16 protein-coding genes are annotated in these 16,901 nt (G+C 60.8%); 11 read left to right on the forward strand and 5 right to left on the reverse strand.

What is annotated here, in order from left to right; translation table 11 throughout:
* The first annotated feature begins 33 nt into the window (after positions 1–33).
* Complete coding sequence (locus A3AY_RS0110090; protein ID WP_018325559.1) at positions 34–1,209, forward strand: AraC family transcriptional regulator; 1,176 nt, start codon at positions 34–36, stop codon at positions 1,207–1,209.
* A gap of 467 nt (positions 1,210–1,676) precedes the next feature.
* Here A3AY_RS0110090 and A3AY_RS0110095 read toward each other — a convergent pair whose 3' ends face one another.
* Positions 1,677–2,936 carry an ROK family transcriptional regulator gene (locus tag A3AY_RS0110095; RefSeq protein WP_018325560.1) on the reverse strand — a complete coding sequence of 420 codons (1,260 nt, stop codon included), beginning with the start codon at positions 2,934–2,936 and terminating at the stop codon, positions 1,677–1,679.
* Between the two features lie 279 nt (positions 2,937–3,215).
* Between A3AY_RS0110095 and A3AY_RS0110100 the strand changes: the two genes are divergently transcribed.
* The 5 genes from A3AY_RS0110100 to A3AY_RS0110120 all read left to right on the forward strand — a co-directional run bounded on the left by A3AY_RS0110100 (position 3,216) and on the right by A3AY_RS0110120 (position 8,817).
* On the forward strand, positions 3,216–4,682 hold the full coding sequence (locus A3AY_RS0110100) for an ABC transporter substrate-binding protein (RefSeq protein ID WP_018325561.1): 1,467 nt from the start codon (positions 3,216–3,218) through the stop codon (positions 4,680–4,682).
* 72 nt (positions 4,683–4,754) lie between these two features.
* The gene (locus tag A3AY_RS0110105; protein ID WP_026203285.1) at positions 4,755–5,684 is read left to right on the forward strand and encodes a carbohydrate ABC transporter permease; all 930 of its coding nucleotides are present in this window, start codon (positions 4,755–4,757) and stop codon (positions 5,682–5,684) included.
* A gap of 1 nt (position 5,685) precedes the next feature.
* Positions 5,686–6,516 carry a carbohydrate ABC transporter permease gene (locus A3AY_RS0110110; RefSeq protein WP_018325563.1) on the forward strand — a complete coding sequence of 277 codons (831 nt, stop codon included), beginning with the start codon at positions 5,686–5,688 and terminating at the stop codon, positions 6,514–6,516.
* A gap of 31 nt (positions 6,517–6,547) precedes the next feature.
* The gene (locus A3AY_RS0110115; protein WP_018325564.1) at positions 6,548–7,573 is read left to right on the forward strand and encodes a Gfo/Idh/MocA family protein; all 1,026 of its coding nucleotides are present in this window, start codon (positions 6,548–6,550) and stop codon (positions 7,571–7,573) included.
* 77 nt (positions 7,574–7,650) lie between these two features.
* On the forward strand, positions 7,651–8,817 hold the full coding sequence (locus A3AY_RS0110120; RefSeq protein WP_018325565.1) for an ABC transporter ATP-binding protein: 1,167 nt from the start codon (positions 7,651–7,653) through the stop codon (positions 8,815–8,817).
* Positions 8,818–9,333: 516 nt separating this feature from the next.
* Here A3AY_RS0110120 and A3AY_RS0110130 read toward each other — a convergent pair.
* Complete coding sequence (locus A3AY_RS0110130) at positions 9,334–10,083, reverse strand: glucose 1-dehydrogenase (RefSeq protein ID WP_018325567.1); 750 nt, start codon at positions 10,081–10,083, stop codon at positions 9,334–9,336.
* 105 nt (positions 10,084–10,188) lie between these two features.
* Here A3AY_RS0110130 and A3AY_RS0110135 point away from each other — a divergent pair, with 105 nt between their 5' ends.
* On the forward strand, positions 10,189–10,824 hold the full coding sequence (locus A3AY_RS0110135) for a TetR/AcrR family transcriptional regulator (protein WP_018325568.1): 636 nt from the start codon (positions 10,189–10,191) through the stop codon (positions 10,822–10,824).
* 11 nt (positions 10,825–10,835) lie between these two features.
* On the opposite strand, the gene ligD is transcribed toward A3AY_RS0110135, so the two are convergent.
* The 3 genes from ligD to A3AY_RS0110150 form a co-directional block, all read right to left on the reverse strand.
* Positions 10,836–11,894: a non-homologous end-joining DNA ligase gene (gene ligD / locus A3AY_RS0110140; protein WP_026203288.1), complete on the reverse strand. Its 1,059-nt coding sequence runs from the start codon at positions 11,892–11,894 to the stop codon at positions 10,836–10,838.
* A gap of 311 nt (positions 11,895–12,205) precedes the next feature.
* Entirely contained in the window at positions 12,206–13,081 is an 876-nt protein-coding gene (locus A3AY_RS0110145) for an MBL fold metallo-hydrolase (protein ID WP_018325570.1), read from the reverse strand.
* A gap of 229 nt (positions 13,082–13,310) precedes the next feature.
* Positions 13,311–13,514 carry a cold-shock protein gene (locus tag A3AY_RS0110150; RefSeq protein WP_018325571.1) on the reverse strand — a complete coding sequence of 68 codons (204 nt, stop codon included), beginning with the start codon at positions 13,512–13,514 and terminating at the stop codon, positions 13,311–13,313.
* Between the two features lie 331 nt (positions 13,515–13,845).
* On the opposite strand from A3AY_RS0110150, the gene A3AY_RS0110155 reads away from it, so the two are divergent.
* From A3AY_RS0110155 to A3AY_RS0110170, 4 genes are all read left to right on the forward strand, one after another.
* Complete coding sequence (locus tag A3AY_RS0110155; protein WP_018325572.1) at positions 13,846–14,865, forward strand: tetratricopeptide repeat protein; 1,020 nt, start codon at positions 13,846–13,848, stop codon at positions 14,863–14,865.
* Between the two features lie 191 nt (positions 14,866–15,056).
* Positions 15,057–15,227, forward strand: coding sequence for a hypothetical protein (locus A3AY_RS39085; RefSeq protein WP_018325573.1), 171 nt, complete (start codon positions 15,057–15,059; stop codon positions 15,225–15,227).
* Positions 15,228–15,510: 283 nt separating this feature from the next.
* A complete protein-coding gene (locus A3AY_RS0110165) occupies positions 15,511–15,693 on the forward strand; it encodes a hypothetical protein (RefSeq protein WP_018325574.1) in 183 nt (60 codons plus the stop codon).
* A 220-nt stretch (positions 15,694–15,913) separates the two neighbouring features.
* The gene (locus tag A3AY_RS0110170; protein WP_018325575.1) at positions 15,914–16,873 is read left to right on the forward strand and encodes a DUF3991 and toprim domain-containing protein; all 960 of its coding nucleotides are present in this window, start codon (positions 15,914–15,916) and stop codon (positions 16,871–16,873) included.
* Positions 16,874–16,901 lie beyond the last annotated feature (28 nt).

A 16,901-nucleotide genomic window follows, 5' to 3' on the forward strand; every position in this document is an offset into this window, starting at 1 on the left:
TCCTCGGACGACTTTGCTTCAGGGAGGAAGCCGATGTTGGAAAATGCACTTCTGCTTGATTCGAAGGGACAGCCGATCAAGCAACATCATAAAGTCCTGTCAGAGGACTGGGATGAAATCCGGGCTTGGTCGAGCGTTGTCTATATGCCCTATCATGTGTCCGCTGTGGGCAAGGGAGCGTCGCCCGCTTCAACAATGCATTCGGCGAAGATCGGCAGGATTATTGTCACGCGCTTTGCATACGGTATCCCGGTAAACATCGGCGACTGGTCGCCGGAGAGTGGTAATGCAGTTGTTCTCACCACGATTGGTGGGAATGCGCGACACAGAATAAACGCGTCAAGTTCCGTCGAAACGCGACCCGGCCAGTCATTCATCGTCGATTGTAGTCGAACGGATTACTACGTCGATTTCGACCCTGATCACCTGCAATTAAATCTGACTATACCTCACGCAGTGCTGGAACAGACCTGCCGCGACTGGTTCGGCTTCGTGCCAGGCGACGCCTTGTGGCAATACAAAACGAGCGTGGGCGGTGAACAATCAAGCTGGTTGGCTCTTTTGCAATATGCGATGTGCTGCATCGCGGATGCGCCGGATCGGTTGTCAAACGACCGGGTGGGCCGGCACCTCGAACAGACAATATGCATACACCTTCTCAATGAATGGGCAGCCCGTGCAGGGTTGGACCTGGAATCGCCCTCCAATAACCTGGCACCACGCCACGTTAAGATCGCTGAACAATTCATGATGGATTATGCTCGCCAACTCCCTACAATGACTGACGTTGCGCAGGCAGTTCAAACAAGCGTTCGAACGCTGACGAATGCGTTCAAACAGTTCCGAGGATACACTCCCAGCAGCTATTTGAGGGAACAGCGTCTGCAGGGCGTTCGACGCGATTTGCAGGCAGGTTCAGGGCAAGTGACGGTGTCCCAGGTTGCTTACGCCTGGGGCTATATTAACCTTGGTGAATTCGCACGCGCATATCGAGCGAGATTTGCAGAGTTGCCGTCAGAAACTTATGCGCAACAAACGCTAGCATCATCTGTGTGTTTGCCCGAAAAGGCATGGCAGACGGCGCTCCGCGAAGTCAAGGAAGAGACCGATCTTACGTGCTACCGGTTTTACTCTGCCGAAATTTGCGAGCAATCTACGAAGCTGATCGAGATTCAATCAGCTTGCTGCCGGTCTTCGTCGGTTTCGTAGCACCCCCAGCGACCGTGATCATCAATCACGAACACCGCCAGTTTCGTTGGGTTTCCTTCGACGAGCATTGATCATGGTTCCGTTTGCAGGGCAGCGGCACGTGTTGCGGCACGCAAAGGCCGAATTCGTCGATCGTGAGCCGGTCCGTCACCTCCTCATAACAGAAGCCCCTTGAGGGACTCTCTAACGACATAGAGTGGGCGTTTAGGTCGGATTCCGGTCAAGGAATTCTGCCTGGCCGAGATCGAGCATTGCATCTCCCTTAGCGTTGTTTAGCGGGAAACCAGCGCTATGCCCTCTATATTCGCCGCGGGGAAGGGATGTTGCACGGATATGCCGTGATCTTTTTACGAGAAGCGGCTCGCCGGCCAGGATTAACACACCTTATATGATCGATGAGCCACCGAATGCGGGCTCATTGTTTAGCATGGGGTTGGCCGGGCGGCCCTTACAATCGTCGCTTCTGCCTAAATCACCAGTTTGAGGTGGCTGGACAAAACCAGGCCAGCGGCGCCGCGCAGAGCGGTGTGACCTTCGCCGATGCCATTCACCGTGATGGAAATCTCCTGGTTCGGCCGTTTCCTCACCAGCCGCTCGACATGGCTCCTGACGCGCTCAGCCGCGACACCGCCGCCGCCGGCGATGTCTCCATGCAGGACATAGGAATTAAGCGAAAGGGTCTGTTGCAGGTTGAGGATCCCAAAGGCGACGTTGCGCGCATAGTGATCGAGCAGGTCATCAGCCGCCTCCGATCCTTCGGCGACCTCTTTAACGAGGCGAGCACAGGTGACACTCTCGGGGTTTGCCAGGCCCAGTCGACCCGCTTCTCGCCGCAGCCAGGGCAGGGCGGCGACAGTTTCCCAACATCCGTGCTTGCCGCAGTTGCAAAGTTCGCCATCGATCTGCACCACGGTGTGGCCGAGTTCACCTCCGGAACCGGCAAGCCCCCGATAGACGCGCCCGTCGATATAGAAGGCGCCGCCCAGAACCTCACCGGTATAGATCGCCGCGAACGTCTGCTGGCCTCGTCCCGGCCCAAACCATCGATCCCCCACAAGGAGCGCGCGCGGATGATGATCGATGACGACAGGCAACGCGAAATGCTCCTGCAGGATATCGACCAACGGAAGGCCCGCCAGCACGGGCGCGAGATTGACGGCAAGGATAACCCCGTTGTCGCTGTCGATCATTCCTGCCGATGCGATGCCGATCCCGAACGGCGCCCGATGAGCTTGGGACAGCGTTGCGGACAAGGTGTCCTTCAAGATCTGCAGAAACACATCTTGTTCGCCATGCGGATCGAAGTCAGCCTTGGAGAGTGCGCTGATTTCTCCGCTCAGCGTCACCAGGCATGTCTGGATCCTGCCGGGCAGGAGAAGCACGGCGCCGAGCATCGGGGCTTCCGGATTGAAATAGATCGGACGCGCCGGCTTTCCGCCTTTGAAGTCGGAGGGTACCGCGTCGCCTTCAACGAGCAGTCCCTCTTCGATCATCGGCTGGACGATGCCCGTAATCGTGGTGCGGTTGACGCCTGCCAACCGGGCAAGTTCGGCGCGGCTCTTCGGACCATTGTCGTACAAGGCCTGCAGAACGCGCCCACGATTGATCTCGCCGAGGGTCGACTGGGAGACAAGTGTCACGTTGACGCCACCCTCGCCAGGCAGAATTTCCTTGTTGGAAGGACTGCGCTGCCCCAGTGAGTAGGATGGCTGTTTCTCGAACTTCAACTTTTCTCTCCGATTTGCCGGCTCGTCTTTCTAACCTGTGAGCGCTTGCTCGACCAGATGGCGCTTGTTTGCTTACCCGTGGACCCAATGGATGGCTGGTCAGGTCACGCTCGTCAGAATCCTTGTGACGACTTCTTGACAGTATCATAAGTTTGTGCGAAGTACAAACATACTGCCAAAACGAGGCAGATGGAGGATAACAATCTAATCGAGCGCGGCGCCAGACTGGCTTTCCGATATCGAGTGAGGTTGGATTTACGGGCAATTGAGGAGGAACTCATGACATTCGATATTGGAAATATGTCGCGCCGGAACATGCTGAAGTCGGCATCTGTCGCGGCTCTCCTGGCATCAAGCGCCGGTGCGCTTGTCGCCCCACGGCGCGCAGGCGCTGAAGACGCCAAGACCGTACGCGTTCTGTCGGTCGAAGATCCGTTCTTCTTCTCGATGAAAGCGATGATCCCGGAGTTCGAAAAGGAAACCGGAATCAAGGTCGAGCTCGAAAGCCTTTCCTATGACGCGCTGCAAACCCGCCTGGTTTCGGCCTTCGTCGCCAAGACGTCGGATGCAGACGTCATCGCCGTCGACCAGATGTGGCTCGGCCAATACCTCGACAACGGCTGGATCATTTCGCTCAACGACTATATCGCCAAGGATAGCGATATCGACCTTGCCGATTTCATCCCCGAGGTCCTCTATTCGTCGAACATGTGGCGCGGCCAGATCGCCACGCTGCCGGTCGCGGCCTATGCGCAAGGGGTGATGTACCGCAAGGACATCTTCGACAGTTTTGGCATCGCCGCGCCTCCGACCAAGGCCTCTGAAGACTGGACCTGGACGAAGTACGTCGAAACGCTGAAGTCGCTCGAAGGAAAGTCGTTCGGCGGCAAGCCGCTGTTCCCGACGGTCATCTGCGGATCGCAGCCGTCTCCGATCACCCATATGTTCACCCAGCTGTCGGCAAGCCACGGCGCGAACTGGTTCAAATCCTTCCCCGGCGCGCCCTGGGATTTCTCGCCGCAGCTCACCGGTCCGGCCTGGGCAAAGTCGGTCGAGCTCTACCGGCAGCTCTACAAGCTGTCGCCGCCCGAAGCGATCAACTACGTCTGGTTCGACGCCGGCACCCGTTTCGCCAAGGGCGATATCGGCATGTTCTACTGGTGGACGCCGTATTTCTATCTCGTCAAGAATAACGGCTACATGACCGGCAAGAAGTCCGACGTCATGGATAAATATGCGACCGCTGCACTGCCGAAGGCAGATGGCGTGGCCCAGACAGTCAGCCTCGGCGGCTGGAGCCTCGGTGTTCCGTCCAGTTCCGACCGGCAGGATAACGGTTACGCCTTTATCAAATGGGCAACATCGAAGGCGACCCAGAAGAAGATGGCTGAGTGGCCGGACCTCAATTTCCAGTTCTCGGATTTTGCCCGCAAGTCGCTCTATGAGGACGCAGACGTCAAGGCGATCTATCCCTACCTCGATGTCCAGTACGACATGATGAAACAGGGCAACGGCAAGATCACGCGTCCGCCGGTTCCCGGTTACACCGCGGTCGAAAGCGTGCTTGGCCTGACGCTCAACCAGCTTCTGACCGGCAGCGAAGATCCGAAGACGGCGCTCGAGCGCACCAACAGCCTGTTCGAAAGCATCCTCAAGGGCAATCTGATGATCCCGTACCAGAAGGAAAGCTTCGCCGACACGCTCGACGGCGCCAAGGCCCTGATCGGCACGCTCGGCAAGGCGTAATAGAATTCTCCTCGGGCCGGCGCGGCAACGCTCGCGCCGGCAAAACGAGTGAAGAAGAACTGGACTTCGACCATGCACGCTACCACCATTCGCTCGCAACGGGCGCTCGCGCCTGTCCGAAGGGGCTTCGTCCGCCGCAACCTGCCTTACCTGTTGATTGCTCCCTCCGTGATCATGCTGCTTGCCCTGATCGCCTATCCGCTGCTCTTTGCCCTCAGATCGAGTTTCTATTTCTGGAACCTGCAGGTCGGGCCGGAGCCGATGGCCTTCGTCGGCCTCGACAACTACGTCCAGGCGCTCAACGCGTTTGATTTTCGCGCGGCACTCACCAACACGCTGATCCTTTCGGTTCTGGGTACCGCGATCGAGTTTGGCCTCGGCCTGACGATCGCGCTGGTGCTGCTCAAGGCGCTGCCCGGCATGAACGTCGTGCGGGCGCTGCTGATCCTGCCGACCACCATCGCGCCGATCGTCGTCGGCTTCCTGTTCCGTTATCTCTATGATCCCGGCGGCGGTCTGTTGACCTGGGTGCTGCAGTCGCTCTGGCTGCCGGTTCCAGCCGAGGGGATTCTCGGATCACCGACGACCGCGCTCGCCGCCATCCTCTTCGTCGATATCTGGCAGTGGACACCCTTCTTCGCCATCGTTCTTTATGCAAGCCTGCTTTCTGTCCCCGATGAGATCATCGAGGCCGCGCGGCTCGATCGCGCATCGGCCTGGACGATCCTCATGCGCATCAAGCTGCCGCTCATCCGGCGCACGGCGACCATCATCGTCATGCTGCGCTTCATGCAGATCTTCAACACCTTCGACACCGTGCTGGTGCTGACCCGCGGCGGGCCGGGGACGTCGACGCGCACGCTTGGCTATTCGCTCTATGAGCAGGGCCTCGTCAACTTCAATGTCGGGCTCGTCAGCGCCCAGACGTGGATCACGGTGCTGATCGTCAACATCATCGTCGCCCTCTACGTGTTCTTCGCCTTCCGCAATGAGGAGTGGTGATATGGCCAGAGCCAAGACCTTCTATACCGCGCTCACCTATGCTGCCGGTCTCTTGTTCCTGGCAATCTTCATCGGTCCGATCCTGTGGTTTCTGGCGCTCGCGATCCGTCCGGCAGAAACGGCTTTTGCCATGCCGCCGCAGCTCACATTCGAGCCGACCTTCGATGCCTTCCGGCATATCCTCGTCGATCCCGGCACCAATGCGCCACAACTGGTGAACTCGCTGATCGTCGCGATCGGCGCGGTGCTCCTCAATCTGCCGTTCTCGGTTCCTGCGGCCTATGCGCTCTCGCGCTTCAAGATGCGCGGCAAGAAGAACATCATGCTCTGGTATCTCGGCCTGTTGATGGCGCCGCCGATCGCCTTCCTGATCCCGTATTTCGTGCTGATCACCCGGGTCGGCCTGCAAGGTTCTTACTTGTCGATGGTGCTGGTGCTCCAGACGCTGACCATTCCGTTCTCCGTCTGGCTGATGAAGAGCTTCATCGACGAGGTTCCGGCGGAACTCGAAGAGGCTGCCCGTGTCGACGGCGCCCGCTGGTATACGATCATGTGGCGCATCACGCTGCCGATCGTTCGCCCCGGCATCATCGTCACCTCGATGTTCGCCTTCGTGTTTGCCTGGAACAACGCGGCCTTTCCACTGGTGCTGAGTTCGCGCTCGACCGCCACCCTTCCGATCGGAACGCTCGGATATTTCGCGACCAGCGGCGTCACATGGAACTACATCGCCGCAGCCGCCGTGCTCGCGATGATCCCGCCGATGATCATCTTCCTGGTTTTCGACCGCTACGTCGTCCGAGGCCTCACCTTCGGCTCGGTGAAGGGCTGATCTTTCTTCTGTTTGAATGGAGTCATTTGAAATGAGCAAACTTCGCATCGGTGTCATCGGCGCCGGCCTTTGGGGCAACAACCACGCCCACACCTTCAACGTCCTGCCGGAGACCGAACTGGTCGGCGTCTGCGACCTCGACGAGGGCAGGGCGCTGAAGATGAAGGACAGCTTCGGCGCGGCGGAAGCCTTCACCGATTATCATAAGCTGATCGCCAGCGACCGGATCGATGCCGTGTCCGTCGCGACGCCCGACTTTACCCATACGCCGATCATTCTTGCCGCGCTCAAGGCCGACAAGCATGTCTTGAGCGAAAAGCCGCTGGCGACGACCGTCAAGGAAGCCGAGGAGATCGCTGAGGCTGCCGCCAAGTCGAAGGGCAAGCTGATGATCGACTTCCACAACCGGGTGAACCCGATCCTGGCTCAGGTCCGCGACATGATCCAGGACGGCCAGATCGGCCTTGCCAAGCACGGCACGGCGCGGCTCTCGAACACGACCTTCGTTCCGTTCGAGATGCTGAGCTGGGCCGCGAAATCCTCGGCACTCTGGTTCCTCGGCAGTCATCTCGTCGACGTCCTGCGCTTTATCCTCGCCGACGAGGTCACTCGCGTTTACGCCGTTGCCCGGTCCGGAACTTTGTCGGCCGGCGGTGTCGATACCAAGGACTTCCACGCCTCGATCCTGGAGTTTTCCAAGGGCACCGTCGTGACCATGGAAAACAGCTGGATCCTGTCGCGCGACAACCCGTCGCTCGTCGATTTCAAGATCGAGTTCGTCGGCGAAAAGGGCCAGATCCAGGCCGATCCCACCCATAGCGGCGGTCTTCGCCGCATCGTCGATGGCGGCATGCGTTTCAACGATTACATCGGCATGACGCCGACGGGTGCGACCCGCATCGGCGGCTTCGTCCAGGAGTCCATCGCCCGCTTCGTCGACAGCGTGGTGCGCGACGTTCCCTTGCTGGCCGACGCCAATGACGGGCTTGCCAACACCAAGGTTCTGGCGGCGATCGAGGAGTCCGTCGCCAGTGGCAAGCCTGTGACCATCGGCTGATGGCGTGAACAACCTTGCGAGGCATTCATCCTACGTGGATGAGTTGCCTCGCCACTTGATGCTGGGAGTAGAACTATATGGCGTCCATGACGTTTGACGGGATTGGAAAAACCTATCCGGACGGCACCGTCGCCGTCGCCAATGTGAGCTTCACGGTCGCCGACGGCGAGTTCGTCGTGCTGGTCGGACCGTCGGGCTGCGGCAAGTCCACCCTTCTGAGGATGGCAGCCGGGCTTGAGCTGCTCAACAGCGGCCGGCTGCTCATGGACGATCAGGATGTCACCAACACCGAGCCGCAGGACCGCGACATCGCGATGGTGTTCCAGAACTATGCGCTCTATCCACACATGACGGTCTATGAAAACATGGCCTTCGGCCTGCAGCAGCGTAAAATGCCGAAGGACAAGATCGAGAAGCTCGTGCGCGATGCAGCCGAGATGCTCGATCTGACGAAATATCTGCACCGCAAGCCGGGCGCCCTGTCCGGTGGCCAGCGCCAGCGCGTCGCGATGGGCCGCGCCATCGTCCGTCATCCGATGGCGTTCCTGATGGACGAGCCGCTTTCCAATCTCGATGCCAAGCTGCGCGTCCAGATGCGCGCGGAACTCAAGCTCCTGAACCAGCGCCTCGGCGTTACCACGCTCTACGTCACGCACGACCAGGTCGAGGCGATGACGATGGGCGACCGCGTCGCGGTGCTGAAGCCCGTCGGCAATGACGGGGAGAGCAACTTGCAGCAGATCGACACGCCGCAGCGGCTCTACGACAGGCCGGCGAATCTCTTCGTTGCTGGCTTCATCGGGTCGCCGGCGATGAATTTCGTGCGGGCCGAGCTTCAGGCGGATGGGGCAAGCCTGCGCGCGACGATCGCGGGGACCGGCATCACTTTCCCGGTTCCCGCGAGCGCTGCGCTCTCCGCCTATGCCGGGCGCCAGGTCATCGCCGGGATTCGCCCGGAAATGTTTCTGGTGTGCTCGGAGGCAGAGGCGCTGTTCAACGAGCCGATCCCGGTCGCCGAGGCGCTCGGCGCCGACACCTTCGTCTTCTTCGACATCGCCTCTCCGCCCGTCACCGTCAGCGACGCCGAGGAACCGGAGGAGTTCAGGCGCAAGGGCACCAATCGCCTGGTGGCGCGCATCCCTCCAGTAGCCACGCCCGCGCCCAACCAGCGGCTGCCGCTGACAGTCGACCTGCAAAAGCTGCACTGGTTCGACCCGCTGACAGGAGCCGCTATTCGCGATTGAGCCGAATGCAAGATGAAGCAGCTCATTCGATCTTACAACCTTTTCCCGACCCTCCCAGGGCACCTTGGCTGCCGTCGAACAGGTCCCGACGGCAGCCCTTTTTTTGGAGGAGAACATAGTTTGAAATTTGGTTGGCCGCTCGAGCTGAGACAGGGTTCGTTGACGAGGACCAGACAATCTGCCGGGTGTTCATGATGCCGTGGAAGTTCTCGCCCCTGGAAAGATCATGCCTGCAATGGATGTCCCTCGGCCGGAGCATTCCCGAAATTGCCCTACTTGAAGGTAAGGCCGAGGCTGAAATCCGATCGCGCCTGGACCGGGCGCTTGCCACTCTCAATGCGACTTCACTCAAGGATGCGCTCAGGAAGATGGACTGTTAGCCGCCGGCATGTTGATCTGTTGGCAACGGTGGCGGCGTGAACTGCAGCGTGCTTCGCCTATCGAGCCGGAACCGGGAAGATATGGCGGGCCAAACTGCAGCCTGGCCGGACAGGCTGCAGAGGTTCATCCCGCTTTCTATATCTGAGCCCAGCCGCCATCGACGCACAATTCGGTGCCCGTGACATAGGACGAGTCACCGGAGGCGAGAAACAGGACGGCCTTGGCGATCTCATCGGCAGTGCCGCTGCGATGCATTGGAATTTGGGCATGGGCCTGGGCGTTTGTCTGCTTGATCTTCTCGTCACTCATTCCCGCCTTGCGCTGCAGATCGGTGTCGATAAGCCCGGGCGCCATGGCGTTGACACGTATCCCCTTCTCGGTGAGTTCCGCGGTGAGCGATCGCGCCAGCGAACGAATGGCCGCCTTGGTCGCCGAGTAGACGCTGACGTAAGGTCGCCCCTGTGCACTCAGCGTCGAGGTGTTCAGGATGATCGATCCGCCGGAGGTCATCAGCGGCAGGAGCTTCTGCACGGTGAAGTAGGTGCCCTTGAAATTGGTATTGACCGTGAAATCGAATTCTTCTTCCGACATATATTCGAACAGATTTGGCTGTGCTCCGCCGGCATTCGCGAAGACGATGTCGGCGCGACCATACCTCTCCTCGACATGCGCCCGCAGGGTCTCGATGTCGGCGATCCTGGAAACATCGCTGCGGACGGCGTCGGCGCCGTCTCCAATGGCTTGTACTGCTGTATCGAGCGCTGCCTGATCACGACCGGTGATGACGACACTAGCGCCTTCCCGTGCGAACAGCTTGGCTGTCGCCAATCCCATGCCCGCGCTGCCGCCGGTGATGACAGCGACCTTTCCGTCCAACTTACCCATATTCGTCTCCAATTTGCCTCTGAATGCCCCGACGGGACCGCAATATGCTGGAGCGGCGGGGACAGAGGATATATATGAAGCATTATTCAGCTTTTGGATTCGCTTATGGGAAACGGCCTCGCACCAACGCTAACCCCCCGGAAATCACCGCGTCAGGACCGGTCGATCGCCACCGTCGACGCGATTTTCGAGGCGACCATTCAGGTTTTGTTGAGCGATGGGCCAACCCGCCTGACCACCACGCGCGTCGCGCATCGGGCAGGCGTTTCCGTTGGAACGCTTTATCAGTATTTCCCGAACAAGCAGGCCCTGCTCTTCGCAGTTTTGGAGCAACACCTCTCCACGCTGGCCGAGGCCGTCGAGAATGCATGTCGCGACAACCAAGGCGCCAACATAGAAACGATCGCTGCGGGCGTGGTGAAGGCCTATCTTGCTGCGCGGATGGCGCAATCCGAGATCTCTCCCGCCCTCTACCTTGTTGCCATGGAGCTCGATGCTCGCGCATTGATCGAAGCGGCGACCCGGCGAAGTGAACAGGCAATCGAGGCGCTGCTATTCGGTGCCAGCGACGGCCGCTTCAACGATCCGTATGTGATCGCTCAAACCTTGACCGCGGTGATCTTTGGCACCGTGCCGGCCTTCTGCATGCGGGTTATGCCCCACGCCGCAAGTGTCGAGGCCGAAAAGCAGCTGACGCTGATGTTCAGCGGCTATCTCGCTGCGAGTTGCAAGGCGGCATAGTGGGTTCGGGATTAGAGTCCAGAAGGTCGATCGGCGATGTCGAAGACGGCGGCATTGTCCTGGACCTCCCGCAAACCCTTGTAGGAGGCATGACGGAGGCTGCCGTCATGGGTCCAGCCGCGGAACTCGATTTCGGCAATCAGCGTCGGCTGGGCAAAGACGAGGTTCTTGCCCTTCAGCGGCACGACCGGCCTGGCCGTCTTCAGCTTGTCGAGGGTCTTGCGCAGATAGTCGGCATCTTTCACCTTGAAGCCGGTTCCGACCGAGCCGACATAGGCCCAGTCATATCCTTTCCGGGCCGCAAGCAGCAGGCTGCCGATGCCGCCGCGTGCCGACGCCGATTGCTCGTAGCCGACGACCATGAAGCTTTCGCTCTGGATGCATTTGATCTTCAGCCAGTCGCCGGTGCGTCCCGAACGATAGGGCCGATCGCGATGCTTGGCGATGATGCCCTCGAGCCCCGCCTGGCATGCATGTTCGAGCAGGGTCTCGCCATCCACCGCGATCTCCTGCGACAGGCGAATGGAGCCGTCGCTCGTCGGTGAGATGAGGTCCGCGAGGAGATGCCGCCGCACCGAAAGCTCGGTGCCCGTGAAATCGTGCCCATCGAGATAGAGCAGGTCGAAGGCATAGAGGATCGCTTCGCTCGATGACCTCTTGCCGCCACGGCCGCTGAGCGAGCGCTGCAGCGCTCCGAAGTCGGAGCGGCCCTCCTCGTCCAGCACCACGGCCTCGCCGTCGAGGATGGCGGTGCTTACACCGAGCGTTTTAGCGGCTTCGGCAATTCCGGGAAAGCGGTGCGTCCAATCGTGGCCGCCGCGGGTGATGATCCTGACCCTCTTTGGCTCAATGTGGACGGCCAGGCGGTATCCGTCCCATTTCAGCTCGAACAGCCAGTCGGGTCCCTTTGGTGGCGCCGGCTTCAGCAAGGCCAGGCAGGGCTCGATACGCGCGGGCATCGGATCGAACGGCAGGCTTGGCTGGGCGGGATCGCGTTTTCGCACCGGCCGTGATTGCAGAGCGGCACCGGAGTCATCGAGCAACGGCATCGGGGCTTTGCGTCTTGTCATTTTGTCAGCCCCGTTCATTTTCGATGGACTTGCGCACGGCGCCCATGACGTTTGGCGACGTCGTTCGCTACTGGTTCCGATTTGCTCGGAGCTTTCGCTCTCGACGGCTTTTTGAACTGTTTCTTCTTGGCCGCGATGATGTCAAGCGGCTTCTCCTGCACCGGATGGGCGAGCGTAGCAGGGTAGGGAGCCAAACCTTGCCCTTCACGCCTGCCCGGTGCGTGTTACCGCCTTCGCCCTCAGTGCCTCGGCTGCGGCCTTGCTGGCGCGTTTCGCGCAGCCGGCGGCCGTTATTGGGGCTCCCTCGACGATTACGGCGGCTGATAATCATCGAACCAGAAGGAGGAGTGGCGTCGCGAGATCGTTCCCACCGACGGCAAGGGGAAATGCGACGTCATGACGATGCGGCCATTGTCGGAGCACGCCTCCAGGAAGGCCCACCGCGTCCGGCGTGCCTGATCAGGGTCGGTGTCCCACCGGAAATTCCAGTCGGGGTATATGCATTGCATCGGCCAATGCATGAGGTCGCCGGAAAACACCGCTCCTATACCTCTGGATCGCAGTGCGATGGCGACGACGTGGCCCATCGTGTGGCCCGGCGTCGGCTCCAGCCAGATTTCGTCATCGAGCGCATGGTCCATATCGACAAGAACGGCCCGACCAGCCTCGACGATTGGCAGGACATTCTCCTCATAGGTCCGTGTGGCATCGCCAGAGGCCGCCTGTGCGGCCTCGAGCTCGCGCCGCGCCATGATGTAGCGGGCGTTGGGGAAGGTCGGTATCCAACGCCCGTCCACCAATCGTGTGTTCCAGCCGCAGTGGTCGACGTGAAGATGGGTGCACAACACATAGTCAATCTCTTCGGGAGCAACACCTGCATTTGCCAGCCGCTTCAAGAAGGTGCCGTCACTGCGGCGATGCCAATGCGGGAAGTCTGCGATCGTCTTGTCGTTGCCGACGCAACCGTCGACCAGAATGGTGTGGTGTCCGGTACGAACCAGAAAACTCTGGATCGGAAGAATAATCCGGCCGGTTGCCGGCGATATCGACCGGGGCGCGAGCCAATGAAGATGCGGTTCGAGCGCTTCGTCGCTGCAGTCGGGGAACCATTCCGATGGCGTCCGCAGAGGATCGCACATCTCCAGAATCCTGGTTACCCTGATATCCCCGATCTTCCAGTCATCCATTGATGCGATCCTTCTTCGATCAAGGAGCGGACCGATAGATCTAACATTCGCGGCCATCCGGCGCCAGCCGTCGCGCCACGAGGAGAAGGAGCGCTCGCGAGGTGGCCGCGCTCACGATCGGGTAGAAGCGTCAGACTGGCCGCGGCATTCTCGATAGACGGTGGAGCGACCGAGCTTTTACCGATCGCTTCGATCGCTCAGAGGAATCATTCAATGAGATGACATGCGATCAGACTGATCTGACGTTTTCCGCTTTCGACTTCCCCGTCTTACGGTCCTGGCCAAGGTCATAGCTGACCTTCTGGCCGTCACGAAGCGGACTTCCACTCTCTACGGCCGAAACATGGACGAACACGTCCGCTCCGCCATTGTCGGGCGTGATGAAGCCAAAGCCCTTGTCCTGGTTGAAAAACTTTACGGTACCGGTCGCCATGAAGATCCCCCGTGATCTGAGCGGCCTCAGCGCCGCCGGCGAACCATATTAGCTGCCGCCGATGCCCGCAACCGAAGAGGCGCCTCATCGATCGCGTCGACGCGTGCCTCGCGCGCCTTCACCGACAGAGATGGCGGATCGAAAATCTCCGACCACCAGGGTTAAGTAAAAGGAGGTGGAACCGGGTCCATTATTTGCGCGGCAGAATACTCTGGATCGAAAAAGCACCTCTTCGGGCTTATCGTCGCTCCGAATCTTGGTTCGCGATTCGTCTGCGCTGCCGCCGCCGGTCGCAACCGCTGGAAATGTCGCAAAGGAGAGGTGCGCGCAAATGGGCGGACCCGTTACATTCGAGATCGCCGGCGATGACGGCATCTTCGGCCATGGCGACGGATATGGCGCGATCGTCGACGAACTCGACGCCGCGCTCGATGGTCGCGAGAGCGGAAATCTCACTGAAGCCAGCTACCTTTCCGCCTTGCGGGGCATCGTCGAGCGTCATCCCCGTTTCATCGATGGTCATGCCCATCTCGGCTACGCTCTTCTCGAACAGGGAAAGCCGCAGGCTGCGTTGGAAGCCTGCCTGCACGGCCTGCAATTGGGCGAGAACGCCCTCCCTGCCGGCTTTGCGGGTAGGATCGAACGGAGTTTTCTCGTGAACCGGCCGTTCCTGCGGGCCGCCCATGGGGTCATGCTTTGTCGCCTGCATCTCGGACAGCGCAAAGAGGCGCTGACTCTGATGGAGAAGATGCTGGCGTGGAACCCCAGTGACAACCAGGGCATCCGCTTCCTGATCGGCTCGGAATACCTGCGGGCCGGCAAAACGGCGAAGGCATCTCGCGTCTTCAAAAATGAGGCCGATCAATACCCGCCTTATCACTACGACATGGGACTGCTCCATTTCCTGGCAGGCAATCTGGTTGCCGCCGCCACCAGCCTGCGTCGCGGTTTTGCGGCGAATGGCTATGTTGCCGAAATCTTGAGTGGAAACCCGGATCCGATGCCGCTTGCGATCTGGCACCATTCCAACTTGGCCGAGCCGGAGGTTGCGCATGACTATATCGAGCAGTGCGGCGACCTGTGGCGAAAGACGGAGGGAGCCATCCCGTTCCTGCGCTGGCTGCATATGCACCCGAAAGTCATGGCGGAACGCGCGGCCGTGTTTGAGTGCCTGGAAGCCTTGCTCTGGGAGCAGAACGTCGATCGGCGCAGAATGCTGCTTGACCGCGAAGAAGCGGCGCTCGCCGCTATCGATGACCAGTTGTCGGCGGAAGTCGTGGTTGCGCGCGTCGATCGTCACGGTCGATCCGTCTCGCCATGGCTCTATCCGCAAACACGGCCACGGCTGTGAAAGATCGGGTCGGAGCCCAGCTTCGCTTGCAGCCCTCGCGGAGGTTACCAAAGTGACACGCAAGATCGGGTCAGCGCGAACGCAATACTTGTCGCGCAGATCCCTGTGATCGCATGCAACGCGTAAATGGCGGGTGAACGAGCGGCCTCCACTATTCCGTCAAAGCGATCTTGCGAGATGCGGCGCAACGCTTGGCCGCTCGCGCGCCAGCGCGAGGGGCAGCCGGCGAGTTCGTCCACTGGGCGAAAGTGGCGGCGGAGGTTGCCCGGATCAGCCCGCGACCGGAGATGGATTTCGTGACGGTCGCGGCGATCGCCAACGAGGAACTCGGGGACGGCAGGACAAAGCGAGATCGCGCCTGACATGCCAGCTGGATCCAGGTTCATGAGGAGGCGGGCGAAGGGCGGGGTTTTGCGAGGCGGATCGTTCCGCTGAAGGCGTGGGTCCATCAGAAAGCAGTCCAATCCCGCTCTCTTGTGATGGCTTCCTGGTCCGGTTCCGGATCTTCCACGATCAACCCGCTGACGGGGTCGGCTAGCCAAGCTGCCGCCGCTCGACTTCGCCTTCGCGGTGATCGCGACCGGGCCCCGGCCCTTCGAAGGAGCCATCGAGCGGGATCGGCCCGCTCCGAAGATGGAGCCTTCAATGTCTGATCTTGTCATTGCGCAAAACCACGCTTTCCAGCTCGCCCGCACCCTGATGGTCCCCGTCACGCTGTTTCGCTCCGGCGACCAGTCATACTCCGTCCTTCCGTCCGACGAACTCGAAGACGGCGAAGTCGAGACGGTTGCCGAGTACGATCCCTTCCAGTTCGGGCCGGCTCATTGAGCCGGCCTTGTGCCTTTTGGTGCCGCTTGCGAGCGGCAGGCGGCAAGGGAAGCTTCGCCGCGGCCGTTACGGGATGGCTGGCGCAAGGTGCAAATTGGCACGTTGCCAGCCGCGCCCTTGCCCCCTTTGCTCTTCGCGGGCCGCCCGGATGATGGGCTCGCCTGGTGCGGGAAGGAAAGCTGAAGGAAGGGCGGGCGCCTGCGGCGCGCGAAGGAAAGAAATGGAACAGAATGAATTGAATGACCTGCGCGGGCGGGTGTCCTGTGCGGCGGCGCTGGAAGGCGCCGGCTACGCCATTGACATCAAGGAGAGCACGCGACGGGCGGTCAAGTACCGGCGCGGCGCCGGGATCGTCATCGTGATCCATGAGGGCAAGGGCTGGTTCGATCCGCTCTCCGAGGCCAAAGGCGACGTATTCTCGCTGATGGGCCATCTGCACGGCGTCGGCTTCGTCGAGGCGAAGACGCTGGTCGCGCGTCTCGTTGGCTACGAGCCACGGGAGCCGGTCTGGAACAGGCCGTTGCGGCCGAGCGAGCATGCTCGTGATATAGGCGAGCGCTGGCAAGCGCGCGCCAAGCCGTGGTCCTCCTCTGCAACCTGGCGCTATCTGCGCGACGCGCGCTTCCTTCCGGACGCCGCTCTTCGCGCCGCCATCCGCCAGGACCTGCTGCGCGAAGGCCCCCGCGGCAGCATGTGGGCCGCGCATCTCAATGACCGGGGCCAAGTCACCGGCTGGGAGGAGCGTGGTCCCGATTGGCGCGGTTTTTCCACCGGCGGATCGAAGCTGCTTTTCAGGCTCGGACCGCGAGACGCCTTGCGGCTCTGTGTCACCGAGGCGGCGATCGACGCCATGAGCCTTGCCGCCCTCGAGGGCTTGCGGGATGGCAGCCTCTATCTCAGCACCGGCGGCGGCTGGTCGCCGGCAACCGAGGCGGCGGTGAGGGCGCTCGCGGCCCGGCCCGGCGCACAAATCGTCGCCGCCACCGACGCCAACGCCCAGGGCGAAGCCTTTGCGGGCCGTTTGCGGGAGGTTGCCGAGAAGGAAGGGTGCGACTGGTTCCGGCTGAAGCCGCCGGCAAATGACTGGAACGATGCGCTCAGGGAGAAGGTGAGGAAAGAAAGAGGAAGAAGGGAGACAAGAGAAGGCCTGCCGCATGCCCGCCGGCCGCGTCAAGGGTGAAGCTTCGCCCGGCCTTGCCGGCCCTTGA

Source organism: Rhizobium giardinii bv. giardinii H152, assembly GCF_000379605.1.
In the GTDB taxonomy this organism is placed as follows: Bacteria; Pseudomonadota; Alphaproteobacteria; order Rhizobiales; family Rhizobiaceae; genus Pararhizobium; species Pararhizobium giardinii.